General features: G+C 53.5%; 30 protein-coding genes. 14 read left to right on the top strand and 16 right to left on the bottom strand.

What is annotated here, in order from left to right; genetic code table 11:
- From NAZ64_RS21370 to rplU, 5 genes are all read right to left on the bottom strand, one after another.
- Positions 1–196: hypothetical protein (locus NAZ64_RS21370; protein WP_483641030.1), on the bottom strand; the 196-nt coding region annotated here is incomplete at its 3' end.
- Positions 197–208: 12 nt separating this feature from the next.
- Positions 209–1,381 (bottom strand): Obg family GTPase CgtA, encoded by a 1,173-nt coding sequence (cgtA, locus tag NAZ64_RS21365; RefSeq protein WP_000673556.1) that lies wholly within the window; start codon positions 1,379–1,381, stop codon positions 209–211.
- Between the two features lie 15 nt (positions 1,382–1,396).
- Entirely contained in the window at positions 1,397–2,362 is a 966-nt protein-coding gene (locus tag NAZ64_RS21360; RefSeq protein ID WP_000813052.1) for a DMT family transporter, read from the bottom strand.
- 129 nt (positions 2,363–2,491) lie between these two features.
- Entirely contained in the window at positions 2,492–2,749 is a 258-nt protein-coding gene (gene rpmA, locus NAZ64_RS21355; protein ID WP_000940593.1) for a 50S ribosomal protein L27, read from the bottom strand.
- Between the two features lie 19 nt (positions 2,750–2,768).
- Positions 2,769–3,080 carry a 50S ribosomal protein L21 gene (gene rplU, locus NAZ64_RS21350; RefSeq protein ID WP_000271396.1) on the bottom strand — a complete coding sequence of 104 codons (312 nt, stop codon included), beginning with the start codon at positions 3,078–3,080 and terminating at the stop codon, positions 2,769–2,771.
- A 257-nt stretch (positions 3,081–3,337) separates the two neighbouring features.
- On the opposite strand from rplU, the gene ispB reads away from it, so the two are divergent.
- A complete protein-coding gene (gene ispB / locus NAZ64_RS21345; RefSeq protein ID WP_001047354.1) occupies positions 3,338–4,309 on the top strand; it encodes an octaprenyl diphosphate synthase in 972 nt (323 codons plus the stop codon).
- Between the two features lie 232 nt (positions 4,310–4,541).
- Positions 4,542–4,829: a DNA-binding transcriptional regulator SfsB gene (gene sfsB / locus NAZ64_RS21340; RefSeq protein WP_000444168.1), complete on the top strand. Its 288-nt coding sequence runs from the start codon at positions 4,542–4,544 to the stop codon at positions 4,827–4,829.
- Between the two features lie 57 nt (positions 4,830–4,886).
- Here sfsB and murA read toward each other — a convergent pair whose 3' ends face one another.
- The 7 genes from murA to mlaF all read right to left on the bottom strand — a co-directional run bounded on the left by murA (position 4,887) and on the right by mlaF (position 9,750).
- Positions 4,887–6,146 (bottom strand): UDP-N-acetylglucosamine 1-carboxyvinyltransferase, encoded by a 1,260-nt coding sequence (gene murA / locus NAZ64_RS21335; RefSeq protein WP_000357288.1) that lies wholly within the window; start codon positions 6,144–6,146, stop codon positions 4,887–4,889.
- A gap of 53 nt (positions 6,147–6,199) precedes the next feature.
- Positions 6,200–6,454: a BolA family iron metabolism protein IbaG gene (gene ibaG / locus NAZ64_RS21330; RefSeq protein WP_001518349.1), complete on the bottom strand. Its 255-nt coding sequence runs from the start codon at positions 6,452–6,454 to the stop codon at positions 6,200–6,202.
- Between the two features lie 187 nt (positions 6,455–6,641).
- Positions 6,642–6,938: a lipid asymmetry maintenance protein MlaB gene (mlaB, locus tag NAZ64_RS21325; RefSeq protein WP_000188844.1), complete on the bottom strand. Its 297-nt coding sequence runs from the start codon at positions 6,936–6,938 to the stop codon at positions 6,642–6,644.
- Complete coding sequence (mlaC, locus tag NAZ64_RS21320) at positions 6,938–7,573, bottom strand: phospholipid-binding protein MlaC (protein ID WP_000476475.1); 636 nt, start codon at positions 7,571–7,573, stop codon at positions 6,938–6,940. The genes mlaB and mlaC overlap by 1 nt, the downstream gene beginning before the upstream one ends.
- 18 nt (positions 7,574–7,591) lie before the next feature.
- Positions 7,592–8,143: an outer membrane lipid asymmetry maintenance protein MlaD gene (gene mlaD / locus NAZ64_RS21315; RefSeq protein WP_001193591.1), complete on the bottom strand. Its 552-nt coding sequence runs from the start codon at positions 8,141–8,143 to the stop codon at positions 7,592–7,594.
- Positions 8,144–8,147: 4 nt separating this feature from the next.
- Positions 8,148–8,930 (bottom strand): lipid asymmetry maintenance ABC transporter permease subunit MlaE, encoded by a 783-nt coding sequence (mlaE, locus tag NAZ64_RS21310; protein WP_000925786.1) that lies wholly within the window; start codon positions 8,928–8,930, stop codon positions 8,148–8,150.
- 7 nt (positions 8,931–8,937) lie between these two features.
- On the bottom strand, positions 8,938–9,750 hold the full coding sequence (gene mlaF / locus NAZ64_RS21305; protein ID WP_000531566.1) for a phospholipid ABC transporter ATP-binding protein MlaF: 813 nt from the start codon (positions 9,748–9,750) through the stop codon (positions 8,938–8,940).
- A gap of 212 nt (positions 9,751–9,962) precedes the next feature.
- On the opposite strand from mlaF, the gene NAZ64_RS21300 reads away from it, so the two are divergent.
- From NAZ64_RS21300 to yrbL, 12 genes are all read left to right on the top strand, one after another.
- Positions 9,963–10,940: a calcium/sodium antiporter gene (locus NAZ64_RS21300; protein WP_000922742.1), complete on the top strand. Its 978-nt coding sequence runs from the start codon at positions 9,963–9,965 to the stop codon at positions 10,938–10,940.
- A 13-nt stretch (positions 10,941–10,953) separates the two neighbouring features.
- On the top strand, positions 10,954–11,940 hold the full coding sequence (gene kdsD, locus NAZ64_RS21295; protein ID WP_000018619.1) for an arabinose-5-phosphate isomerase KdsD: 987 nt from the start codon (positions 10,954–10,956) through the stop codon (positions 11,938–11,940).
- A gap of 20 nt (positions 11,941–11,960) precedes the next feature.
- A complete protein-coding gene (kdsC, locus tag NAZ64_RS21290) occupies positions 11,961–12,527 on the top strand; it encodes a 3-deoxy-manno-octulosonate-8-phosphatase KdsC (RefSeq protein WP_000030029.1) in 567 nt (188 codons plus the stop codon).
- On the top strand, positions 12,524–13,099 hold the full coding sequence (lptC, locus tag NAZ64_RS21285) for an LPS export ABC transporter periplasmic protein LptC (protein WP_000047845.1): 576 nt from the start codon (positions 12,524–12,526) through the stop codon (positions 13,097–13,099). Before kdsC ends, lptC begins: the two co-directional genes overlap by 4 nt.
- Positions 13,068–13,622 (top strand): lipopolysaccharide ABC transporter substrate-binding protein LptA, encoded by a 555-nt coding sequence (gene lptA / locus NAZ64_RS21280; protein WP_000669770.1) that lies wholly within the window; start codon positions 13,068–13,070, stop codon positions 13,620–13,622. Before lptC ends, lptA begins: the two co-directional genes overlap by 32 nt.
- 6 nt (positions 13,623–13,628) lie before the next feature.
- Positions 13,629–14,354: an LPS export ABC transporter ATP-binding protein gene (lptB, locus tag NAZ64_RS21275; protein WP_000224104.1), complete on the top strand. Its 726-nt coding sequence runs from the start codon at positions 13,629–13,631 to the stop codon at positions 14,352–14,354.
- 47 nt (positions 14,355–14,401) lie between these two features.
- Positions 14,402–15,835: an RNA polymerase factor sigma-54 gene (gene rpoN / locus NAZ64_RS21270; RefSeq protein WP_000809020.1), complete on the top strand. Its 1,434-nt coding sequence runs from the start codon at positions 14,402–14,404 to the stop codon at positions 15,833–15,835.
- A 22-nt stretch (positions 15,836–15,857) separates the two neighbouring features.
- On the top strand, positions 15,858–16,145 hold the full coding sequence (gene hpf / locus NAZ64_RS21265; RefSeq protein ID WP_001176589.1) for a ribosome hibernation promoting factor: 288 nt from the start codon (positions 15,858–15,860) through the stop codon (positions 16,143–16,145).
- Between the two features lie 117 nt (positions 16,146–16,262).
- The gene (gene ptsN / locus NAZ64_RS21260; protein WP_000609332.1) at positions 16,263–16,754 is read left to right on the top strand and encodes a PTS IIA-like nitrogen regulatory protein PtsN; all 492 of its coding nucleotides are present in this window, start codon (positions 16,263–16,265) and stop codon (positions 16,752–16,754) included.
- Positions 16,755–16,799: 45 nt separating this feature from the next.
- Positions 16,800–17,654 carry an RNase adapter RapZ gene (gene rapZ, locus NAZ64_RS21255; RefSeq protein ID WP_000243749.1) on the top strand — a complete coding sequence of 285 codons (855 nt, stop codon included), beginning with the start codon at positions 16,800–16,802 and terminating at the stop codon, positions 17,652–17,654.
- Entirely contained in the window at positions 17,651–17,923 is a 273-nt protein-coding gene (gene npr, locus NAZ64_RS21250) for a PTS phosphocarrier protein NPr (RefSeq protein WP_000216797.1), read from the top strand. The genes rapZ and npr overlap by 4 nt, the downstream gene beginning before the upstream one ends.
- Before the next feature lie 248 nt (positions 17,924–18,171).
- Entirely contained in the window at positions 18,172–18,804 is a 633-nt protein-coding gene (gene yrbL, locus NAZ64_RS21245) for a PhoP regulatory network protein YrbL (RefSeq protein ID WP_220569608.1), read from the top strand.
- A gap of 74 nt (positions 18,805–18,878) precedes the next feature.
- Here the strand turns inward: yrbL and mtgA are convergent, their stop codons facing one another.
- The 4 genes from mtgA to mnmL all read right to left on the bottom strand — a co-directional run bounded on the left by mtgA (position 18,879) and on the right by mnmL (position 23,843).
- Complete coding sequence (gene mtgA / locus NAZ64_RS21240) at positions 18,879–19,607, bottom strand: monofunctional biosynthetic peptidoglycan transglycosylase (RefSeq protein ID WP_220569607.1); 729 nt, start codon at positions 19,605–19,607, stop codon at positions 18,879–18,881.
- Positions 19,604–20,257, bottom strand: a complete 654-nt coding sequence (gene elbB / locus NAZ64_RS21235; protein ID WP_000719811.1) for an isoprenoid biosynthesis glyoxalase ElbB — start codon at positions 20,255–20,257, stop codon at positions 19,604–19,606. Before elbB ends, mtgA begins: the two co-directional genes overlap by 4 nt.
- Positions 20,258–20,483: 226 nt before the next feature.
- On the bottom strand, positions 20,484–22,820 hold the full coding sequence (gene arcB, locus NAZ64_RS21230) for an aerobic respiration two-component sensor histidine kinase ArcB (RefSeq protein ID WP_000809819.1): 2,337 nt from the start codon (positions 22,818–22,820) through the stop codon (positions 20,484–20,486).
- 93 nt (positions 22,821–22,913) lie between these two features.
- A complete protein-coding gene (gene mnmL / locus NAZ64_RS21225; RefSeq protein WP_220569606.1) occupies positions 22,914–23,843 on the bottom strand; it encodes a tRNA modification radical SAM protein MnmL/YtqA in 930 nt (309 codons plus the stop codon).
- Between the last annotated feature and the right edge of the window lie 22 nt (positions 23,844–23,865).

Here is a 23,865-nt window from a genome sequence, read left to right as displayed (position 1 = left end):
CTTTTGATTTCTTGTTGAACTTTTGCAGTTGCCAGACCGCAAGATGTTTTAACAAATCAAAAGGGGTTTTAATAACTAGCTTAAAGCTGAAAGCTTTCCGGAACCCCCAGCCTAGCTGGGGGTTTTCCATAGACAATAAAACGGGCCGCAAATGCGGCCCGTTGGCTTTTGTAGGCCGGATAAGCGTAAGCGCCATCCGACTACGAGATTAACGTTTGTAGATGAACTCGACGCCTTCTTCGTCGTCTTCATCCCAGTCGTCATCCCAGTCATCGTCTGCGTCTTCTTCCACTTCAGCCAACTGCTGGCGATGATAATCGTCCCACATGAACTCGACTTTTTCCGGCTGTTTTGCTTCTTCAGCCTGCGCGATCGGATTCTCGATGATAAAGGTCATCACATCCCAGCAGAGATCTTTCACCCCCAGCTGACTGGCGGCGGAAATCAGATAGTATTTCCCTTCCCAGCCCAACGCTTCGGCGATCGCTTTCGCTTTCTCTTCCGCTTCGGTTTTATCCATCAGATCGATCTTGTTGAACACTAACCAGCGCGGTTTAGCCGCCAGATCCTGGCTGTATTTTTCCAGTTCGCCAATAATGATACGGGCGTTTTCCACCGGATCGGAACCGTCGATCGGATCGATATCAATGAGGTGCAGCAGTACGCGGCAACGTTCGAGGTGCTTCAGGAAGCGAATCCCCAGGCCCGCGCCTTCCGCCGCGCCTTCGATCAACCCCGGAATGTCAGCCACCACAAAACTCTTTTCGCTGTCCATACGTACCACGCCCAGGCTCGGCACCAGCGTGGTAAACGGATAGTCCGCGACTTTCGGTTTTGCTGCCGATACCGCGCGAATGAACGTTGATTTACCGGCGTTTGGCATCCCCAGCATCCCGACATCCGCCAGCAGCATCAGTTCCAGCAGCAGGTCGCGCTTATCGCCCGGCGTACCATTGGTTTTCTGGCGCGGCGTACGGTTAACCGAGGATTTAAAACGGGTATTGCCTAACCCATGCCAGCCGCCCTTCGCGACCAACAGACGCTGACCGTGTTTGGTCATGTCGCCCATCGTTTCACCGGTTCCCTGGTCGATAACGCGCGTACCGACCGGCACTTTAATGGTCACGTCTTTACCGCGTTTACCGGTACAGTCGCGGCTCGCGCCATTCTGACCACGTTCAGCGCGGAACGATTTTTCAAAGCGGTAATCGATCAGCGTATTCAGGTTTTCATCGGCTTCCATCCAGACGTCGCCGCCGTCGCCGCCATCACCGCCGTCCGGGCCGCCTTTCGGGATATATTTTTCGCGGCGGAAGCTCACACAGCCATTACCGCCATCGCCTGCAACGACCAGAATCGATGCTTCATCAACAAACTTCATTTTATTCTCCGTAAATCATTCGCCTGAGCGGGGTTGCGAAACCACCGTTTCATGCTTACGTAAACCGCCCCAAATACGATGACCAATGGCGGAATACATCGCGCCCGCAACCACGACAAACGCACCGAGATAACCTAAAAGGTTTAACATCGGTCTGGCGAAGAAATCGGGCCAGGCCATAGATAAAAGATCTGAAAACAGCAGGGTAAATAGCGGTGTAAGCGTGATTATCGCGCTCACCTGCGCCGCCTGCCAACGCGCCATCGCTTCCGCCAGGGCGCCATATCCTACCAGCGTATTTAGCCCGCAGAAAATCAAACAGGCGAGCTGCCAGTCGCTCAGTTGCGCTATCACCATCGGTTTTGCCAGCGGCAAGAGCGCTATCGTACATAAAGTGTACAGTAAAAACAGGATCTGCTGCGAGGCCAGACGTCGCAATAATACTTTTTGCGCCACGCCATAGCTCACCCACACCATCGCCGCGCCTACGCCAAAAATAACGCCCCAGGTGTAGTCGGTCAGTCGGGTAAAAATCTCGATCAGACTGGTGTTAAAAAACATCACCAGCCCGCTCAATAACATCAGCGCGCCAATCACCTGCGTACCGCGCATCTTTTCTTTCAGAATAAAGACGCTGGCGACCATCATGCCAACCGGCGAGAGCTGGCCGATAACCTGCGACGCGGTTGGGCTTAAATATTGCAGGGAAGAACTGAACAAAATGAAATTACCGAACAGTCCGCAGGTCGCTATCGCCAATAACACCAACCAGCGCGGCTTACGAAAAATACGCAGCGGCGGCAGCTTTCTTTTTACTGCCAGTATCGCCCCGAGGCCAATACTGGCCATTAAGAAGCGGTAGAAGACAATGGTTGAAGGCTCCATCACCTCCAGCACTTGCTTCATTGCTATTGGCAACGCTCCCCAGCACATCGCGGTAGTGAGCGCTAAAAGAATGCCAATGCCTGCCTGCTGCTTCATGCCGTGTTCCCTGCAAAGACCCGTTAACGGCATTCACACAGCCACACGGGTATATTTTAGTCGGCCATCGAATGTAAAAAGCCCCGCAACAGGTGCGGGGCTTTCATCCGTTACCGGACCACAAAAAACTTACTCAGCAACGATGCTGATGTATTTACGGTTTTTCGGGCCTTTAACTTCGAATTTCACTTTACCGTCTGCTTTAGCAAACAGAGTGTGGTCACGACCGCAACCAACGTTGGTGCCAGCGTGGAATTTAGTACCACGTTGACGAACGATGATGCTGCCTGCCAGAACTGCTTCACCGCCAAAGCGTTTTACGCCCAGACGTTTAGCTTCAGAATCGCGACCGTTACGAGTCGAGCCGCCAGCCTTTTTATGTGCCATTTAATCTGCTCCCCTAATCTTAAGCGCTGATGCCGGTAATTTTCACATCAGTGAACCACTGACGATGGCCCTGCTGCTTACGGTAGTGTTTACGGCGACGAAACTTAACGATTTTAACTTTCTCGCCACGACCGTGGGCAACAACTTCAGCTTTGATTACGCCGCCATCAACGAAAGGAACGCCGATTTTGACTTCTTCACCGTTTGCGATCATCAGAACTTCAGCGAACTCGATAGTTTCGCCAGTTGCGATGTCCAGCTTTTCCAGGCGAACGGTCTGACCTTCGCTTACTCGGTGTTGTTTACCACCACTTTGGAAAACCGCGTACATAAAAAACTCCGCTTCCGCGCACATCTTTCAATGATTCAGAGCGCGCTATAAATATTCACAATAGGGCGCGAATATTACGCAAATTGCACGGCTTTGACAAGTGCTACCATCAATACATGAAGAAAAAAAACACAACGCATACGGTAACGTTTATCTGCGGCGTTTTTTCAGTACAATCAGGGTATATTTCTAACCATAAACCCTACGTTACCTCATTCAGACATGGGATAATCGGGGCGATAAGCCCGGCTTTTGCGATGAATTTAGAAAAAATCAACGAGTTAACCGCGCAAGATATGGCGGGTGTCAATGCGACAATCCTTGAACAGCTTAATTCCGACGTTCAACTGATTAATCAGCTAGGATATTACATTATTAGCGGCGGCGGAAAACGCATTCGTCCGATGATTGCCGTTCTTGCCGCGCGTGCGGTGGGTTATCAGGGTAACGCGCACGTGACTATCGCCGCTCTGATCGAGTTTATCCACACGGCGACGCTGCTACATGATGATGTGGTGGATGAATCCGATATGCGTCGCGGCAAAGCGACGGCAAATGCCGCTTTCGGTAATGCCGCCAGCGTGCTGGTCGGCGACTTTATCTATACCCGCGCCTTCCAGATGATGACCAGCCTCGGCTCGTTAAAAGTGCTGGAAGTGATGTCGGAAGCGGTCAACGTGATTGCAGAAGGTGAAGTGCTGCAATTGATGAACGTGAATGACCCGGACATTACCGAAGAAAATTACATGCGGGTGATTTACAGTAAAACGGCGCGTCTGTTCGAAGCCGCCGCCCAGTGCTCCGGTATTCTTGCCGGTTGTACGCCTGAGCAAGAGAAAGGGTTGCAGGACTATGGCCGCTACCTTGGTACGGCTTTCCAGCTCATTGACGATCTGCTGGATTACAGCGCCGACGGCGAGCATCTCGGTAAAAATGTGGGTGATGACCTCAATGAGGGCAAACCCACCTTACCGTTGCTTCACGCCATGCGCCACGGTACGCCAGAACAGTCAGCGATGATCCGTACCGCTATTGAACAAGGTAATGGCCGTCATCTTCTGGAACCGGTTCTGGAAGCGATGACCACCTGCGGCTCGCTGGAATGGACGCGTCAGCGAGCGGAAGAAGAAGCCGACAAAGCGATATCCGCGTTGCAGATATTGCCGGATACCCCATGGCGTGAGGCGCTAATCGGTCTCGCACACATCGCGGTGCAGCGCGATCGTTAATGCCGTTCTCTTATCCCGCGTACTACGCGGGATATCCCATTAAGTTCCAATAAACTCCAGATACTTTGTTCCCTGTCTTTTCATATAGCCATATAGGGCTTCCCCTGGCATATTCTGAATATTGCTGCCACTTACATGAACTTTTTAGAACATTCTTTCACGAAGCGTTATAGTATCGAACGTCGTCGGGTTGTTAAAACCGTAAGTGATTAACCTAAGGAGTGATGGATGTATGGAAAGCAAGCTTATTGACTGGCATCCGGCCGATATCATTGCCGGACTACGTAAAAAAGGGACTTCAATGGCCGCTGAGTCACGTCGGAATGGATTGAGTTCATCCACGCTGGCCAATGCATTAACGCGCCCGTGGCCGAAAGGAGAGTTGATTATCGCGAAAGCATTGGGAACGGAACCCTGGGTTATTTGGCCATCGCGTTATCACGATCCGCGCACGCATGAGTTTATCGACAGAACGCGGCTTATGAGAGCGCGTAATAAAAACAAACAGAATGTAGAGTAAGTGCCTGTAAAACAACCCCCGCATCGCGTTCGCGGGGGTTATTCAGCGTACAGAAGGTTATTCGCCTTTCACGCGTTCAATATTCGCGCCTAGCGCGCGCAGTTTGTCTTCGATGCGCTCATAACCGCGATCGATGTGATAAATGCGATCCACAATCGTCGTGCCTTCCGCAATACAGCCCGCCAGCACCAGGCTCGCAGATGCCCGCAGATCTGTCGCCATGACCTGGGCGCCAGAGAGCGTTTCTACGCCATGGCATATGACGGTATTGCTTTCAATTTCCGCACGCGCGCCCATGCGACTGAGTTCAGGCACGTGCATAAAACGGTTTTCAAAGACGGTTTCAGTGATAAAGCCCGTCCCTTCCGCCACCAGGTTCAGCAACGTGAACTGCGCCTGCATATCGGTCGGGAATGCCGGGTGCGGCGCGGTACGGACATTGACCGCCTTCGGTCGTTTGCCGTGCATGTCCAGACTAATCCAGTCCTCGCCCACTTCGATATCCGCGCCAGCATCGCGCAGTTTCGCCAGTACCGCGTCCAGAGTGTCCGGTTGCGCGTTACGGCAGAGGATTTTGCCGCGAGAGATCGCTGCCGCCACCAGGAAAGTCCCCGTTTCGATACGATCCGGCAGCACACGATAAACGCCGCCGCCCAGACGCTCTACGCCCTCGATCGTAATACGATCGGTGCCCTGCCCGGCGATCTTCGCCCCCAGCGTAACCAGGAAGTTAGCGGTGTCGACAATTTCCGGCTCGCGCGCGGCGTTTTCAATGATGGTCGTCCCTTCCGCCAGCGTGGCGGCGCACATAATGGTGACGGTCGCGCCGACGCTGACCTTATCCATCACGATATGCGCCCCTTTAAGACGCCCTTCGACGGAGGCCTTTACGTAGCCCTCTTCCAGCTTGATGGTCGCACCCAGTTGTTCCAGACCGGTAATATGCAGATCAACCGGACGCGCGCCGATAGTACAGCCCCCCGGCAGAGAGACTTGTCCCTGACCAAAACGGGCAACCAGCGGCCCCAGCGCCCATATCGAGGCGCGCATGGTCTTAACCAGATCATAAGGCGCGCAGAACACGTTCACCTGGCTGGCGTCAATGTGTACCGATCCATTGCGTTCCACTTTCGCGCCTAATTGGCTCAGGAGCTTCATCGACGTATCCACGTCTTTCAGTTTTGGGACGTTTTGGATCTCTACCGGTTCTTCTGCCAGCAGAGCGGCGAACAGGATCGGCAGCGCGGCGTTTTTGGCGCCGGAAATTGTGACTTCGCCCTGGAGCGTCGTTGGCCCCTGTACACGAAATTTATCCATTATTGTATTCTCAGTTAAGCATTCATCTCCGCTACCGGCAGGTTACCCGTAGCTTAAAATCCGTTAAGTTTACGATCGCGCGCCCATTCCGCCGGGGTATATGCTTTGATCGATACGGCATGGATACGGTTGTCCGCAATGTACTCCATTAGCGGCCCATAGACCGTTTGCTGTTTCTTGACCCGGCTCATGCCGTCAAACATCTCGCCCACGGCAATAACCTGAAAGTGACTGCCATCGCCGGAGACGTGGACTTCCTGGAGGGAGAGGGCATTCATCAGCACACTCTGAATTTCATGATTTTCCATGGGTTCTTTATTCGTCAAATAGTGAAAACAGCCCAACATCTTAGAGCAAAGTCGCGCCGTCTTAAATAAGCAAAAGATTACGCTGATAAATCAGCGCGGTAAAAGTGCCGGATGGTGCTGCTAACGCAACTTATCCGGCCTACGGGGATCATGCGAAGTGTAGGCCGGATAAACCATCCGGCATTCATTACATACGGGGAAGTACGTCTTCGGGCAAGTTATATAATTGCGCCAGCGCGTAAACCTTGTCGTTAACGCCAGACAGCGACACGGCATTGCCCTGCTTTTTTGCCTGGTTCACAAGGTGCGCCAGCAGCGCCAGTCCCCCCGTATCCACCCTGGAGATCTGGCTCAGGTCGATACGGGTAACGCCAGTCATCGCTTCTACGCGCGCGTCCCATAGCGGCGCCAACACGTCCTGATCCAGCTCTCCCGCCAGCACCAGAGTGTCCGCCTCACGCGTCCAGGTGAGTTGCGGCGTCATTACTGTTTCTCGTCCAAAGTAATTTTCTGTTGAGAGATAGATTTCAGTTGTGCGGTCAGGCCGTCGATGCCTTTAGTACGCAGCAGATCGCTCCACTCATTTTGCTTGGTAGTGATCATGCTGACGCCTTCCGCAATCATGTCATACGCCTGCCAGTTGCCGGTCTGAGTGTTTTTGCGCCACTGGAAATCCAGGCGTACCGGCGGACGACCGTTGGGATCGATAATCGTTACACGGATAGGCACAATGGTCGCATCGCCCAGCGGTTGCTCAGGCGCTATCTGGTAAGTCTGACCGTGGTACATCGCCAGCGCCTGACCGTAGGCCTGTTTCAGGTATTCGCGAAACGCTGCAAAATAGGCTTCACGCTGCGCCGGGGTCGCCTCTTTGTAGTAGCGGCCCAGCACCAGCGCGCCGGCATATTTTACCTGCACGTACGGTAGAAGTTCCTGATCAACAACGTCGCGCAGGTAATCCGGGTTGGCACGAATTTTCGGCTGTTCGTTTTTCAGGCGATCAAAAGTTTTCTGCGCCGCCTCGTTCATCAGTTTATAAGGATTGCTCTGATCCGCTGCCGTTGCTGCGCTTAATGGCGCAATGACCAGCAGGGCCACCATCATCAGTCGTTTAAACATGCCTCAATTCTCCTGAGATTATTTCGTTTCGCCCGCGGGCGTTGTGGCTTCAGTATGGCCTTCCGTTGCGGCTGGCGCATCGCCAGAATTCTTATTGTCGTCGCCTTTGCTGTTATAAAGGAACTGACCAATCATATCTTCCAGCACCATTGCAGACTTGGTGTCCTGAATCGTACTCCCATCTTTGAGGATAGACGTTCCCAGCTCAGGATCTTCAAAACCGACGTTTAATGCCAGATATTGCTCCCCCAGCAGCCCGGAAGTACGAATACTCAACGAGCTGGTATCGGGAATATGGTTATAACGCTCTTCGATGTCGAGCGTTACGCGCGGCAGGTATGTTTTCGGATCAAGCGAGATATCTTCAACCCGCCCGACAACCACCCCGCCGATGCGTACCGGGGAACGCACTTTCAGACCGCCGATGTTATCGAAGGTCGCATAAACCTTATAGGTCGGCTCCGTGCGCATAGAGGTCACATTTGCCGCCTTCAGGCAAACAAACAGCGCCGCCAGCAACGCTACCAGCAAAAAAACGCCTACCCAAATTTCATTTTTTTTCGTTTGCATGAACTCAATTCCCAAACATCAGTGCGGTCAGCACAAAATCCAGCCCCAGAACGGCCAACGATGCGTGAACCACGGTACGCGTCGTTGCCCGGCTAATCCCGGCAGAAGTCGGTATTGCGTCATAACCGTTGAATAACGCAATCCATGTTACCGTAATGGCGAACACCACGCTCTTTATCAGACAGTTCACCAGATCCATACGCCAGTCGACGGCATTCTGCATCGCGGACCAGAAGAACCCGGCGTCGATTCCCTTCCAGCTTACGCCGACCAGCGAGCCGCCCCAGATACCGACCGCCACAAAGATAATGGTCAGTAGCGGCAACGAAATCACGCCCGCCCAGAAGCGCGGCGAAATCACCCGGCGCAATGGATCGACCGCCATCATCTCCATACTGGAGAGCTGCTCCGTCGCCCGCATCAGGCCGATTTCCGCCGTCAACGCCGACCCGGCCCGCCCGGCAAACAGCAACGCCGCGACCACCGGCCCCAGCTCGCGCAGCAGCGAAAGCGCCACTAACATGCCAAGACTGGTCTCCGCGCTGTAAGTGGTCAGAACCAGATAGCCTTGCAGCCCCAGCACCATACCGATGAATACGCCGGAGACAATAATGATAAGCATCGACAAGACGCCCACATTATAAAGCTGGCGCACCAGCAGCGGCGCATGTTTGCGAAACTCCGGCTTACCGATAATCGCATTGAATAACATTAACCCGGCGCGCCCGAACGTCCTGACGGTTTTGATCCCGCTGTGTCCGAGTGCTGCCAGCGCATTTAACAGCATGAGTGGCTTAACTCCCTGTTTCGAGTAAATCAAGGTGATAGTCGCCCGCCGGATAGCGGAACGGAACCGGCCCGTCGGCAATACCGTCAAGGAACTGACGCACGCGCGGGTCCGTATTCTCCTGCAACGCCTGAGCGCTACCGTGAGCGACGATTTTTTTGTCCGCCATGATCCAGGCGTGATCCGCAATACTGAGCACCTCTGGCACATCATGCGAGACCACCACGCAGGTCACGCCCAGCGCGCTGTTCAATTCTGAAATCAGCTTCACCAGAACGCCCATGGTAATCGGGTCCTGGCCGACAAACGGCTCATCGAACATGATGAGATCCGGTTCCAGAGCGATGGCGCGCGCCAACGCGGCGCGGCGCGCCATTCCACCGGAGAGCTCGGAAGGCATCAGTTTTGCCGCACCGCGCAGCCCGACAGCTTCCAGTTTCATCATCACAACGCTTTTTAGCAGCGGCGCGGGTAAATTGGTGTGCTCCCGTAGCGGATAGGCCACATTGTCAAACACGTTCATGTCGGTAAACAGCGCTCCCGACTGAAACAGCATACTCATACGTTTGCGGACGGTGTAGAGCCGCGAACGGGACATGGCCGGCACATTCTCGCCATCAAATAAGATCTCGCCCTTATCCGGCGGGATCTGTCCGCCAATCAGGCGCAACAGCGTGGTTTTACCGATGCCCGACGGCCCCATGATCGCCGTGATCTTCCCGCGCGGCACCGTCAGGGAAATATTATCGAAAATGCAGCGTTCGCCACGGGAAAAGCTGACGTCGCGCATATCGACTAAATTGGCCGCAGACTGACCCATTGATTCATCCTTCGTATTGCCTTGTTGAGGTAACCATGGCGCTGAATTTAACCATGGGTTCGACATAATTACAGAATATTAACTGACAGGGTTAGCGAAAGCTGGCATTCGTTTTACTTTTTAGCCGCATAAAGTCAAAATTAGGACTTCGTTACGGCTTCCAGATATCCCTTCCAGGGGACCGGCGAGTATACCTGAAGAAAGGACTTTAGATGCTTTTAGCGATGGCGCTACTCATAATTGGTTTGCTTCTGGTGGCCTACGGCGCCGATCGTCTGGTGTTTGCGGCCTCTATTTTATGCCGTACATTCGGTATTCCCCCGCTGATCATCGGGATGACGGTCGTGAGTATCGGCACCTCGCTGCCGGAAATTATTGTGTCGGTCGCCGCATCGCTACACGGTCAGCTCGATTTGGCCGTCGGCGCGGCGCTCGGTTCTAACATCACCAATATTTTGCTGATCTTAGGGCTGGCGGCGCTGGTTCGTCCATTTACCGTGCATTCCGATGTTTTACGTCGCGAATTGCCATTAATGTTATTTGTTAGCGTGGTAGCCGGTTCCGTACTGCATGACGGACAGTTAAGCCGCAGTGATGGTATCTTTCTCCTGCTTCTGGCTGTGCTATGGCTGTTATTCATTGTTAAAATCGCGCGTCTGGCCGAACGCCAGGGGAATGACAGCCTCACCCGCGAACAACTGGCGGAGCTGCCGCGCGAAGGCGGGCTCCCCGTCGCGTTCTTATGGCTGGGCATTGCGCTGGTCATCATGCCGATGGCGACGCGCATGGTAATCGATAACGCTACGGTGCTGGCGAACTATTTCGCCATGAGTGAATTAACGCTCGGTCTGACAGTCATCGCCGTCGGCACCAGTCTGCCAGAGCTGGCGACGGCGATTGCCGGCGTGCGAAAAGGCGAAAATGATATTGCCGTTGGTAATCTCATTGGCGCCAATATTTTTAATCTCGCCATCGTGCTGGGACTGCCTGCGCTGATCGCGCCGGGGGAGATCAACCCGCTGGCATTTGGGCGTGATTATAGCGTGATGTTGCTGGTTAGCGTGGTTTTCGCTTTACTTTGCTGGCGGCATCCGCGTCAGATTGGTCGGGGCGCAGGTATACTGCTGACCGGCGGGTTTATCGTATGGCTGGCGATGCTCTATTGGCTATCGCCACTTCTTGTTGGATAACTGGAAACGGATTATGTCGCATTTAGCGTTGCAACCGGGGTTTGACTTTCAGCAGGCAGGCAAAGAGGTCCTGGAAATTGAACGTGAAGGCCTGGCGGAGCTTGATCAATATATCAACCAGCATTTCACGCTGGCCTGTGAAAAAATGTTCAACTGCACCGGAAAAGTGGTGGTCATGGGGATGGGAAAATCCGGTCATATCGGACGGAAAATGGCCGCCACGTTCGCCAGTACCGGCACCTCTTCCTTTTTTGTACATCCAGGCGAAGCCGCGCACGGCGATTTGGGGATGGTTACGCCGCAGGATGTGGTTATCGCTATCTCCAACTCCGGCGAATCCAGCGAGATCGCGGCGCTAATACCGGTGCTTAAACGGCTGCACGTACCGTTAATTTGCATTACCGGGCGACCGGAAAGCAGCATGGCGCGTGCGGCAGATGTGCATCTGTGTGTTAAAGTGCCCAAAGAAGCGTGTCCGTTAGGCCTGGCGCCTACCACTAGTACCACCGCAACGCTGGTGATGGGCGACGCGCTCGCCGTGGCGTTGTTAAAAGCGCGCGGCTTTACCGCCGAGGATTTCGCTCTGTCGCATCCTGGCGGCGCGCTGGGACGTAAGCTACTGCTGCGCGTAAGCGATATTATGCATACTGGCGATGAGATCCCGCATGTTAATAAACATGCCACCCTGCGTGATGCGCTGCTAGAAATTACGCGTAAAAATCTCGGTATGACCGTCATTTGCGATGAATCCATGAAGATCGACGGTATCTTCACCGACGGCGATTTACGTCGCGTGTTCGATATGGGCGGCGATATGCGCCAGTTGGGGATCGCCGAGGTGATGACGCCAGGGGGCATTCGCGTGCGTCCCGGTATTCTCGCTGTCGATGCGCTGAATTTAATGCAGTCCCGCCATATCACCTCCGTACTGGTTGCTGATGGCGACCAGTTACTCGGTGTGTTACATATGCATGATCTCCTGCGTGCAGGCGTCGTGTAGAAACTCAAGGATAATTAACGATGAGTAAAGCAGGTGCGTCGCTTGCGACCTGTTATGGCCCCGTCAGCACCCATGTCATGACCAAAGCGGAGAATATCCGCCTGCTCATCCTGGACGTGGATGGCGTATTGTCTGACGGCCTGATTTATATGGGCAATAACGGCGAAGAGCTGAAGGCTTTCAACGTTCGTGACGGCTATGGTATTCGCTGTGCTTTGACCTCCAATATCGAGGTTGCCATTATTACCGGACGAAAGGCTAAACTTGTAGAAGATCGCTGCGCCACGCTGGGGATTGTCCATCTTTATCAGGGACAGTCGAATAAGCTGATCGCCTTTAGCGATCTGCTGGAAAAACTGGCCATTGCGCCGGAAAATGTTGCCTATGTCGGCGATGATCTGATTGACTGGCCAGTGATGGAAAAAGTGGGGTTAAGCGTTGCCGTTGCGGATGCGCATCCGCTGCTGATCCCCCGCGCTGACTATGTGACGCACATTGCCGGCGGGCGCGGCGCGGTACGTGAGGTGTGCGATTTGCTGCTGCTGGCGCAGGGCAAGCTGGATGAGGCCAAAGGGCAATCGATATGAGTAAAACCAGACGTTGGGTTATCATTCTACTGTCACTGGCCATTCTGGTACTGATTGGTATCAATCTGGCGGATAAAGACGATCCTGCTGCCGTGATGGTCAACAGCAACGATCCCACGTATAAAAGCGAGCATACGGATACCGTCGTGTACAGTCCGGAAGGCGCGTTGAGCTATCGTCTGATCGCGCAGCACGTTGAATATTTTTCCGATCAGGCGGTCTCATGGTTTACGCAACCGGTATTAACCACCTTTGATAAGGATAAAGTGCCGACATGGTCGATCAAGGCCGATAAAGCCAAATTGACTAACGATCGGATGCTCTATCTGTATGGCCATGTTGAAGTCAACGCCCTGGTGCCTGACGCTCAATTACGCAGAATTACCACCGATAACGCGCAGATTAATCTGGTGACGCAGGATGTTACCTCGAACGATCTGGTGACGTTATACGGCACAACATTTAACTCCAGCGGACTGAAAATGCGCGGTAACTTACGCAGCAAGAACGCCGAGCTGATTGAAAAGGTTAGAACCTCTTATGAAATTCAAAACAAACAAACTCAGCCTTAATCTTATGCTTGCCGGCTCGCTGCTGGCCGCCAGCATTCCGGCCTTCGCCGTCACGGGCGATACCGAACAGCCTATTCATATTGACTCGGATCAACAGTCGCTGGATATGCAAGGCAACGTCGTGACCTTTACGGGCAACGTGGTGATGACCCAGGGCACGATTAAGATCAACGCCGATAAAGTCGTGGTTACCCGCCCTGGCGGCGAACAGGGGAAAGAGGTGATCGACGGTTACGGCAATCCGGCCACCTTCTACCAGATGCAGGACAACGGTAAGCCGGTGAAAGGCCACGCTTCCCATATGCACTACGAGCTGGCGAAAGATTTTGTGGTGCTGACCGGCAACGCTTATCTGGAGCAGCTTGACAGCAACATTACCGGCGACAAAATCACCTACCTGGTGAAAGAGCAGAAAATGCAGGCCTTCAGCGAGAAAGGCAAACGCGTCACCACCGTTCTGGTGCCGTCGCAGTTGCAAGACAAAAACAAAGGCCAGACTCCGGCGCAAAAGAAGAGTAACTAATTCGTTATGGCAACATTAACTGCAAAGAATCTGGCGAAGGCCTATAAAGGCCGTCGCGTAGTGGAAGATGTCAGTCTGACCGTTAACTCCGGGGAGATTGTCGGGCTGCTCGGCCCAAACGGCGCGGGTAAAACCACCACCTTTTATATGGTCGTCGGTATCGTGCCGCGTGACGCGGGCAATATCATCATCGATGATGAAGATATCAGTCTGCTGCCGCTGCACGCGCGTGCGCGCCGCGGTATCGGCTATTTGCCGCAGGAAGCCTCTATTTTCCGCCGTCTCAGCGTATTTGATAACCTGATGGCGGTACTGCAAATTCGTGACGATTTGACCGCAGAACAGCGAGAAGACCGCGCCAACGAGCTGATGGAAGAGTTTCATATCGAGCATCTGCGCGACAGCATGGGACAGGCGCTGTCCGGTGGTGAACGCCGTCGTGTAGAAATAGCCCGCGCGTTGGCCGCTAATCCCAAATTTATCCTGCTGGATGAACCCTTTGCCGGCGTTGACCCGATTTCCGTTATCGACATCAAACGCATTATCGAGCATCTGCGCGATAGCGGGCTCGGCGTGCTGATCACCGACCATAACGTCCGTGAGACGCTGGCAGTCTGTGAACGTGCCTATATCGTGAGCCAGGGCCACCTTATTGCCCACGGTACGCCGACAGAAATCCTGCAAGACGAACACGTTAAGCGTGTATATCTTGGGGAAGACTTCAGACTCTGATAGGGTAGAGGGCTATGCTGCTCTAGCGGGAGAAAACGACTCTGAATATGAAGCAAGGTTTGCAACTCAGGCTTAGCCAACAACTGGCGATGACGCCTCAGCTACAACAGGCTATCCGTCTGTTGCAGTTGTCTACGCTGGAACTTCAGCAGGAACTCCAGCAAGCGCTGGAAAATAACCCGCTGCTTGAGCAAACCGATCTTCATGACGAAATCGACACTCAGCAACCTCAGGATAACGATCCTCTCGATACCGCCGACGCGCTCGAACAAAAAGAGATGCCGGAAGAGCTGCCGCTTGACGCCAGTTGGGATGAAATTTACACCGCCGGGACGCCGTCCGGCCCCAGCGGCGATTATATCGACGATGAGCTGCCCGTCTATCAGGGTGAAACGACGCAGTCGTTGCAGGATTATCTGATGTGGCAGGTTGAGCTAACGCCCTTCTCGGACACCGATCGCGCTATTGCGACATCCATTGTCGACGCGGTAGATGATACCGGCTATCTCACCGTATCCCTGGATGAAATTCGCGAAAGCATGGGCGATGTAGAGGTGGATCTCGATGAGGTCGAAGCCGTCCTGAAGCGTATTCAGCGTTTTGATCCGGTGGGCGTCGCGGCAAAAGATCTTCGCGACTGTCTGCTGATCCAGCTTTCACAATTCGACAAATCCACGCCGTGGCTGGAAGAGGCGCGGCTCATTATCTGCGATCACCTTGATCTGCTGGCCAACCACGATTTCCGCACGTTGATGCGCGTTACCCGACTAAAAGAAGAGGTGCTGAAAGAGGCGGTAAACCTGATTCAGTCGCTCGATCCCAGACCCGGCCAATCGATCCAGACCGGCGAGCCGGAGTACGTTATCCCGGATGTGCTGGTACGCAAGCATAACGGTCGCTGGACGGTGGAGCTTAATAGCGACAGTATTCCCCGTTTACAGATTAACCAGCACTATGCCGCCATGTGCAATAGCGCGCGCAACGATGCCGACAGCCAGTTCATCCGCAGTAATTTACAGGATGCGAAATGGCTGATAAAAAGCCTTGAAAGCCGCAACGACACGCTGCTGCGCGTCAGTCGCTGCATCGTCGAGCAACAGCAAGCCTTTTTTGAACAGGGCGAAGAATATATGAAACCGATGGTACTGGCGGATATCGCCCAGGCCGTCGAGATGCACGAATCCACCATATCCCGCGTGACCACGCAGAAGTATTTGCACAGCCCGCGCGGTATTTTTGAACTCAAATATTTCTTTTCCAGCCACGTCAATACCGAAGGCGGAGGCGAAGCCTCTTCCACCGCGATTCGCGCGCTGGTGAAGAAGTTAATTGCGGCGGAAAACCCCGCGAAACCACTGAGCGACAGCAAGTTAACCTCTCTGCTGTCAGAACAAGGTATCATGGTGGCGCGCCGCACTGTTGCGAAGTACCGAGAGTCTTTATCCATTCCGCCGTCAAACCAACGCAAACAGCTGGTTTGACCCAACCGATAAGGAAGACACTATGCAGCTCAATATCACCGGACATAATGTCGAAATTACTGAAGCCCTGCGTGAATTTGTGACGACAAAATTCGCCAAACTTGAACAGTATTTTGAGCGGATTAATCAGGTATACGTGGTGTTGAAAGTGGAGAAGGTCACGCATATCTCGGATGCGACGCTACACGTTAACGGCGGCGAAATTCACGCCAGCGCGGAAGGCCAGGATATGTATGCCGCCATTGACGGCTTGATTGATAAACTGGCAAGGCAGTTAACCAGGCATAAAGATAAACTGAAACAACACTAATTGTCCGGGCAGTTAGCCAGTGCAGGACGGCCTGTTGTGTGACACAACGGGCCATTTGTACAGTTAGCGCTCCGAACCTGGCCATCAACCTGACAGGACAGGTTCTTAGGTGAAATTATGATAAATAACGATACGACTCTACAACTGAGCAGTGTACTTAACCAGGAGTGTACGCGTAGCGGCGTTCATTGTCAGAGTAAGAAACGCGCGCTGGAAATCATCAGCGAACTGGCGGCAAAACAGCTCAGTTTACCTCCTCAGGTCGTGTTTGAAGCCATTCTGACACGCGAAAAAATGGGCAGTACCGGTATTGGTAATGGTATCGCCATCCCGCACGGGAAACTGGAAGAAGATACCTTACGCGCCGTCGGCGTGTTCGTTCAGCTCGAAACGCCGATCGCGTTCGACGCCATCGATAACCAGCCGGTCGATCTCCTCTTCGCCCTGCTGGTGCCCGCCGATCAAACTAAAACGCATCTGCACACGCTGTCGCTGGTAGCGAAACGTCTGGCGGATAAAACGATCTGCCGCCGCCTGCGCGCGGCGCTGAATGATGAAGAGCTGTATCAAATCATTACTGACACCGAAGGTGAGCAGAATGAGGCATAACAACTCAATGGCATTTCTTTCTGTCGTTGTGAGGAGAAACGGTACATGGTACTGATGATCGTCAGCGGGCGTTCCGGATCAGGTAAATCTGTCGCTCTGCGCGCGCTGGAAGATATGGGATTTTACTGCGTGGATAACCTCCCCGTCGTGCTGTTGCCCGATCTGGCGCGAACGCTGGCCGATCGCCAGATTTCCGCCGCCGTCAGCATTGATGTGCGCAATATGCCTGAATCACCTGAGATTTTTGAACAGGCGATGAATAATCTGCCTGGCGCTTTCTCGCCGCAATTGCTGTTTCTTGATGCCGACCGCAATACCTTGATTCGCCGCTACAGCGACACGCGCCGTTTGCATCCGCTTTCCAGCAAAAACCTTTCTTTAGAGAGTGCGATCGATAAAGAGAGTGACTTGCTGGAGCCGTTACGCTCACGTGCGGATCTGATCGTCGACACTTCAGAAATGTCCGTCCATGAGCTGGCGGAGATGCTGCGTACCCGGCTGTTGGGCAAACGCGAGCGCGAACTGACGATGGTATTTGAGTCCTTCGGCTTTAAACATGGTATCCCGATTGATGCGGACTATGTGTTTGATGTCCGCTTTCTGCCCAACCCGCACTGGGATCCAAAACTGCGCCCCATGACCGGGCTTGATAAGCCGGTAGCCGCGTTTCTTGACCGACACACAGAAGTTCACAATTTTATCTATCAGACTCGCAGCTATCTTGAGCTATGGTTACCGATGCTGGAGACCAACAACCGCAGCTACCTTACCGTCGCTATCGGTTGTACCGGCGGGAAACACCGTTCGGTGTATATTGCAGAACAGCTGGCAGACTACTTCCGCTCGCGCGGTAAAAATGTCCAGTCTCGCCATCGCACGCTGGAAAAACGCAAAACATGACCGTAAAGCAAACTGTTGAAGTCACCAATAAGCTGGGCATGCATGCCCGGCCTGCCATGAAGCTTTTCGAACTGATGCAGGGTTTTGACGCCGAGGTGCTATTACGCAATGACGAAGGCACCGAAGCGGAAGCAAACAGCGTCATCGCGCTGTTAATGCTCGACTCCGCCAAAGGGCGTCAGATAGAAATTGAAGCCACCGGCCCGCAAGAAGTTGAAGCGCTGGCGGCGGTTATCGCGCTGTTCAATTCCGGCTTTGACGAAGACTAAACCTCCCCCTCTATACCCTATTTCCCCCAACGCCGTCCCGGTATTTGATGACAATCATCCCAAAACCGGGCGTGTTACGCCTGCCTGCCACTTATCCCGCAGCCCCACCCTTTCGTAAGATTTGTACATTTCGTGCGCTTTACCTATGCATAAAAACATTAAGAAAACCTTAAAAAATTTCGTTTAGGTTTTATTTAAGTTCTTTGTCCATACTAAATTTATGTGAATAAATTTTTCCAGGACTTGCCATGATCTTCTTATCCAAACAGACTCCGCTGGGCACCGGTCGACATCGTAAATGCTATACGCATCCGGATAATGCCCGGCGTTGCATAAAAGTCATTTACAACCGTAACCACGGCGGTGATAAAGAGATTCGGCGTGAACTGAACTACTATGCGCATCTGTCCCGCTACCTGACGGACTGGAGCGCTATCCCCCGTTATTACGGCACGGTAGAAACCGATTGCGGCACCGGCTATGTCTACGACATGATTACCGATTTCAACGGCGCGCCCTCTATGACCCTGACCGAGTTCGCCGCGCAATGCCGTTATGAAGAGGATGTCGCTGTCCTGCGGCGGCTACTGAAAAAACTGAAACGTTACCTGCTGGATAACCATATTGTGACGATGTCGCTGAAGCCGCAAAATATCCTGTGCCAGCATATCAGCGAGTCAGAAGTGGTTCCGGTGGTTTGCGACAATCTGGGGGAAAGTACCTTTATCCCGCTGGCGACCTGGTCAACATGGTGCTGTGAACGCAAACTGGAGAGAGTGTGGCAGCGGTTTATCGCCCAGCCTGCGCTGGCCGTTGCCCTGGAGAGGGACGCGCAGCCAAAAGACAAGAAACGGCTGGCGCTTACTTCTCACGAAGCTTAATGGCCTGTTCTTATCAGGCCTGGACGACACAGATCGCAGGCCGGATAAGGCGTTCGCGCCGCCAATCGGCAAAATTAATTAAGCTGGTTGCGCGTCATAAAAGATTCCCCGCCCAGTTGGCGCATCTGGCGCATAATCCACGCCTGCCGGCTACGCACATAGCCAGAAGGCGCATTCGCCTTATAGCGTAACGGATTTGGCAATACCGCCGCCAGCAACGCGGCTTCAGACACACTCAAGCGACTGGCAGGTTTATGAAAATACCGTTGTGCCGCAGCCTCCACGCCAAAAATACCATCGCCAAACTCCGCGATATTCAGATAAACCGTGAGAATGCGCTTTTTGCTCCAGACAGTTTCAATGCCCAGCGTTAGCCCAGCCTCCAGACCTTTGCGCAGCCAACTGCGTCCATCCCATAAAAAGAGATTTTTCGCCGTTTGCTGCGAAAGCGTAGAGGCGCCGCGAATACGGCTCTCATTCCGCTCATTATGCGCCAGCGCTTTTTCAATCGCCGGAACATCAAAGCCCCAGTGCTCAGGGAACTTCTGGTCTTCCGCCGCAATTACCGCCAGCCCCATCCACGGCGAGATATCCGCCATACTGACCCAGTCAGATTGCGCCACATAACCGAACTCTCCACTCAGCCAGGCGCTAATCTGCCGTTCCGCCATCACCGCCGAAAAAGGCACCGGAACCACGCTAAACAGCGCAATGCCGCCGCCCCAAAAGACGGCGAGCGCAGCAAGGATACGTAAAAGTAGACGGCGCAAAAACGTTAACGGCGCGATGCGTCGTTTGCTCATTCCGCCAGAACCAGCACGCGCGACACTAATTTATCAATGCCGCTTGCCGCCTGGGCGATATCCTGCGCCAGCATATAGGCAGGGGTGGTCACGACCTTGTTATCCTCGTCCACAACGATATCATCAACCGGGCAAGGTACGTGTTCGGCGCCCATCTCTTCAAGTACTTCAGCGGTATCAATATCCGTCCCTATTGTCAGACGTAGCGGGAAGTCAAAGATTTTCGGCAACATTGCGGGCGCGATACAGATGAAGCCCAGCGGCTTGCCGGACTGGTGCATGGCCTTCGCCAGCGCGACGACATCGCTATCCACCCGGCATTCGCTCCCCTGGCTGGCGAAATTACTCAGGTTCTTCGCCGCGCCGAAACCACCAGGCACAATGAGCGCATCCAGCTCCTCTGGCTGAGCCTGGGACAGGGGACGAATATCGCCCCGCGTAATACGCGCCGCCTCAATCAGAACGTTACGCGTTTCCGCCATCGCTTCGCCGGTCAGGTGATTAATAACATCCGCTTGTGGTTTATCCGGCGCGAAGCAGACAGCCTGCGCGCCGCTGCGGGCAATGGCCAACAGCGTCAGAACGGCCTCATGAATTTCGGCGCCGTCATAGACGCCGCATCCGCTGAGCACTACGCCAATTTTTTTCATGGTGAACATCCTCCTGCAACCGACTCAAGCCCATTAATAATTTTGATTAAAATGCTACGCTTCACACATTTAAATGATTCATGTAACAAATCATTTAGGATTTGCTATCTTAACTGCGTGCGGCCTGAAAACAGGACTGCGCCTTTGACATCATCATAATAAGCACGGCGCAGCCACGATTTCCCTGGTGTTGGCGCAGTATTCGCGCACCCCGGTCAAACCGGGGTCATTTTTTTTCCGCGTTTGCCACCCAGGCTTTCAGCACCGCGACATCGTGCTGCCACTCCTGCTTCATCTCTTCAATCCATTCCGCGACATTATCTTCCCAGGCGGGAAGATCCGGCGACTGGATTTGCTGGCCAAGCTGTTGCAGATGACGCAGCCCTACCGAACCGGCGGCGCCTTTAATCTTATGCCCTTCCTCAACGACGCCTTTTTTGTCACGCGCCGTCAGATTGGACTCCAGCACGCTTAAATAGCCAGGCATCATTTTTTCAAACACCGCGAGACCGTCGGTGATCAATTTAGGCCCAACCAACTCGATGTATTGTTCCAGCATCGGGATATCCAGCAGCGCTTGCGCTTTATCGCTCTCTTCAGGCGTCACGGTACTCTCCTCTTTATCGGTGGCATCCCAGAATTTTTTAATCATCGCGGTTAAGGCCGGTACCGACAGCGGCTTACTCAGCACATCGTCCATACCAGCGTCCAGATACTCTTTTTTATCTTTCAGAACGTTAGCCGTAAGCGCTACCAGCGGCGGTAAATCTTCCCGCGTGTGGCGACGGGTCAGTTCTCTGGCGATATCCAGACCCGTCATATCCGGTAGCTGAATATCCAGTAAGACCAGGTCATATTCGCCCGGCGCGAACATCTCCAGCGCCGCCTTGCCGGTCATCGCGACATCCACGCTGTTACCCAGTTTTTCCAGTACCGAACGCGCTACGATCACGTTCAGTTCAATATCTTCGACCAGCAGAACATGCAGCGCGGGCAGCGGCATGTCGTCTTCATCAAAGGCGTCCTCCACCTCTTCCGCCACCGCTGGCGCATGAACCGTTAGCGTAAAGGTCGATCCTTTGCCCGGCAGACTGGAAACAGTAATATCGCCGCCCATATTTTTCGCCAGCCGACGGGAGACCGCCAGCCCGATACCGGTCCCCGTCGCCGGTTTACCGCCATGACTGTCTTTTACCTGATAATACATGGCGAAAATTTTATCCTGCTCATCCTGCGGAATGCCGATCCCGGAATCTTCCACTTCAAAGTGCAGCATGTCGCCTTCATCATAGCGCGCCCGCACCGTCACCTGGCCCTGCTGAGTAAACTTCACCGCATTGCTGATCAAATTCCATAAAATCTGGCGCAGACGCGTTCCGTCGGTAATGACTTTGTGCGGCAGCGGCAGCGTCGGCTCAAGCACAAAACGTAGCCCTTTTTGCTGCGCCTGCAAACCGGAAAGGTTTTCCAGATCGGCCATAAAGCTGGTGAAATCAACCGGTTGGTTATCAAGCTGAACCTTACGCCGCTCCATCTTATCCATATCAATGATATCATTGAAAATATTGCCTAACGTCACGGCGGAGACATGGATTGTCTTAAGGTATTTTTCCTGTTCGGCGGTGAGATCGGTATCCAGCAGGATGCGGCTTAAACCGACGATGCCGTTAAGCGGGGTGCGCAGCTCATGACTGATGGTAGAGATAAACGTGGTCTTGTCGCGGCTGGCGCGTTCCAGCGCGTCCTGATAACGCTTACGTTCGGTAATATCACGACCAAATCCCATCAGGCCATGACGTTTACCGACACGGTCGTAATAAGGCACTTTACGAATTTCAAAGCAGGCTTTTCGTCCGTCCGGGTAATCCAGCCACTGTTCGTAGGTCAGGGAGACGTTATGGCGGAATACTTTTTCATCGGTTTCAATGACTTTCTCCGCCGCTTCGGGAGAGTACACATCTTCCGGCTTCAAATGCACCAGCTGTTTTTCGCTCTTGCCGGTTAGCAATTCCATTGCGCGGTTACAGCCGGAAAATTCTTTATCCTCATTACGATAAAAAACCAAATCCGGCGAGGCGTCCAGAAAGGAGCGCAGAAAAGAGGATTGCTGTTCTAGCTGGATTTGCGCCTCTTCACGCTCTTTAATTTCTACTTTTAGCTGTTCAAATGTCTCTTGCAGCTCCGCTTCCGCTTTTTCGCGATCGGCAATTTCCTGATTAAGCTGGGCAATATTGTCCTTCAACTGTACGTTAAGCTTGAGATCGCGCTCGCGCATCTCCTCCAGCTTTTGCACCAGACGCGACAGTCGCTGCCTTGATTCTTCCAGTTGTTCAACAACAACGGATAAGAAATAGACCGCCCAGGGCGTAATTAACAGGCCAAAAAAGATGGAACGAATAACGTCGATACTTTCAACCTGACCATGCAGCACCATGGTCACCGCCATCTGCACGACAATCGCCAGCACCACCAATGCCAACGCCAGGAGCATGGAAAAGCGCACCAGACCCAATTTCATCATCAGGTCGACATAGTATTGCGCCAGCATACGAATTTGCTTCATAGAGGATTCCTTCACCACAACTTCGCACATAATACCCAATTATGGGAACCGCGTTGAATATTGTGCGAAATATGCGTAGCGCCCCTCATCACGCTACGCTACAGGTGGTATCCAGGGACGGGCCAGCGCAGAGCCCTGTACGCCATGCTCATTCAGGTATTTGTCCAGCTCAACCATCCCCGTCCAGCGATTCTCGCACCACAGCGGGGCAAGCAGCGTCGGACGGCGAGCGCTGGCTGAAATTCGGTGATAAATTACCTCCGGCGGCGTATGACGAATCATCTCACCTGCCGTTAGCGTGTAGTCGTCCAGTTCGATGCCGTTCAGCCGCCCCGCTTCCCAGGCGTTGGCCATCGTACTGCCTTTCACAATATGCAGCGGATGCAGTTTAATACCGTCAACGCCCGTCTCCACCACACGCTCCATGGTTTGCAGGCATTCTGCCTGCCCTTCTCCCGGCAGCCCCACAATCAGATGCGCACACACTTTCAGCCCGCGCTCCCGGGCAATCCGGGTGGTACGCTGATAGCAGGCGAAGTCATGCCCGCGGTTAATTCGGCGCAGGGTTTTATCGTGCGCGGTTTGCAATCCCAGTTCCAGCCACACCTCGTAGCCTTGATCTTTATATTCACACAGTAAATCTACTACTGCCTGCGGGACGCAATCCGGACGCGTACCGACACATAACCCGACGATACTGGCCTGGCTGACCGCCTGTTGATACATGGAACGCAGCACCTGCACTTCTGCAAAGGTGCTGGTGTAGGCCTGGAAATAGGCCAGATAGCGTTTAGCGCGGTTCACCAGATGCGCCTGATGCGCAAGCTGCTCGGCAATGGAATGATGCTGCTGCGCCTCATCGGCAAAAGAGGCGACATTACAGAAGGTGCAACCGCCGCGCCCGATGGTGCCGTCGCGATTAGGGCAGCTAAAACCGCCATGAAGCGTCAGCTTATGAACCTTTTGCCCATACCGACGTAAAAGATCCCCACCAAACATATTGACTAATTTCTGTAACTGCATAATCTGATAGACCGCCTCTTAA

Source organism: Salmonella sp. A1325, assembly GCF_056991255.1.
The sequence above is the reverse complement of the archived record's forward strand: the minus strand, read 5'-3'. Positions and strand labels throughout refer to the sequence as shown.

Coding starts and splice junctions, on each gene's coding strand:
- cgtA (WP_000673556.1), bottom strand. CDS start 1,381: ATGAAGTTTGTTGATGAAGCATCGATTCTGGTCGTTGCAGGCGATGGC.
- NAZ64_RS21360 (WP_000813052.1), bottom strand. CDS start 2,362: ATGAAGCAGCAGGCAGGCATTGGCATTCTTTTAGCGCTCACTACCGCG.
- rpmA (WP_000940593.1), bottom strand. CDS start 2,749: ATGGCACATAAAAAGGCTGGCGGCTCGACTCGTAACGGTCGCGATTCT.
- rplU (WP_000271396.1), bottom strand. CDS start 3,080: ATGTACGCGGTTTTCCAAAGTGGTGGTAAACAACACCGAGTAAGCGAA.
- ispB (WP_001047354.1), top strand. CDS start 3,338: ATGAATTTAGAAAAAATCAACGAGTTAACCGCGCAAGATATGGCGGGT.
- sfsB (WP_000444168.1), top strand. CDS start 4,542: ATGGAAAGCAAGCTTATTGACTGGCATCCGGCCGATATCATTGCCGGA.
- murA (WP_000357288.1), bottom strand. CDS start 6,146: ATGGATAAATTTCGTGTACAGGGGCCAACGACGCTCCAGGGCGAAGTC.
- ibaG (WP_001518349.1), bottom strand. CDS start 6,454: ATGGAAAATCATGAAATTCAGAGTGTGCTGATGAATGCCCTCTCCCTC.
- mlaB (WP_000188844.1), bottom strand. CDS start 6,938: ATGACGCCGCAACTCACCTGGACGCGTGAGGCGGACACTCTGGTGCTG.
- mlaC (WP_000476475.1), bottom strand. CDS start 7,573: ATGTTTAAACGACTGATGATGGTGGCCCTGCTGGTCATTGCGCCATTA.
- mlaD (WP_001193591.1), bottom strand. CDS start 8,143: ATGCAAACGAAAAAAAATGAAATTTGGGTAGGCGTTTTTTTGCTGGTA.
- mlaE (WP_000925786.1), bottom strand. CDS start 8,930: ATGCTGTTAAATGCGCTGGCAGCACTCGGACACAGCGGGATCAAAACC.
- mlaF (WP_000531566.1), bottom strand. CDS start 9,750: ATGGGTCAGTCTGCGGCCAATTTAGTCGATATGCGCGACGTCAGCTTT.
- NAZ64_RS21300 (WP_000922742.1), top strand. CDS start 9,963: ATGCTTTTAGCGATGGCGCTACTCATAATTGGTTTGCTTCTGGTGGCC.
- kdsD (WP_000018619.1), top strand. CDS start 10,954: ATGTCGCATTTAGCGTTGCAACCGGGGTTTGACTTTCAGCAGGCAGGC.
- kdsC (WP_000030029.1), top strand. CDS start 11,961: ATGAGTAAAGCAGGTGCGTCGCTTGCGACCTGTTATGGCCCCGTCAGC.
- lptC (WP_000047845.1), top strand. CDS start 12,524: ATGAGTAAAACCAGACGTTGGGTTATCATTCTACTGTCACTGGCCATT.
- lptA (WP_000669770.1), top strand. CDS start 13,068: ATGAAATTCAAAACAAACAAACTCAGCCTTAATCTTATGCTTGCCGGC.
- lptB (WP_000224104.1), top strand. CDS start 13,629: ATGGCAACATTAACTGCAAAGAATCTGGCGAAGGCCTATAAAGGCCGT.
- rpoN (WP_000809020.1), top strand. CDS start 14,402: ATGAAGCAAGGTTTGCAACTCAGGCTTAGCCAACAACTGGCGATGACG.
- hpf (WP_001176589.1), top strand. CDS start 15,858: ATGCAGCTCAATATCACCGGACATAATGTCGAAATTACTGAAGCCCTG.
- ptsN (WP_000609332.1), top strand. CDS start 16,263: ATGATAAATAACGATACGACTCTACAACTGAGCAGTGTACTTAACCAG.
- rapZ (WP_000243749.1), top strand. CDS start 16,800: ATGGTACTGATGATCGTCAGCGGGCGTTCCGGATCAGGTAAATCTGTC.
- npr (WP_000216797.1), top strand. CDS start 17,651: ATGACCGTAAAGCAAACTGTTGAAGTCACCAATAAGCTGGGCATGCAT.
- yrbL (WP_220569608.1), top strand. CDS start 18,172: ATGATCTTCTTATCCAAACAGACTCCGCTGGGCACCGGTCGACATCGT.
- mtgA (WP_220569607.1), bottom strand. CDS start 19,607: ATGAGCAAACGACGCATCGCGCCGTTAACGTTTTTGCGCCGTCTACTT.
- elbB (WP_000719811.1), bottom strand. CDS start 20,257: ATGAAAAAAATTGGCGTAGTGCTCAGCGGATGCGGCGTCTATGACGGC.
- arcB (WP_000809819.1), bottom strand. CDS start 22,820: ATGAAGCAAATTCGTATGCTGGCGCAATACTATGTCGACCTGATGATG.
- mnmL (WP_220569606.1), bottom strand. CDS start 23,843: ATGCAGTTACAGAAATTAGTCAATATGTTTGGTGGGGATCTTTTACGT.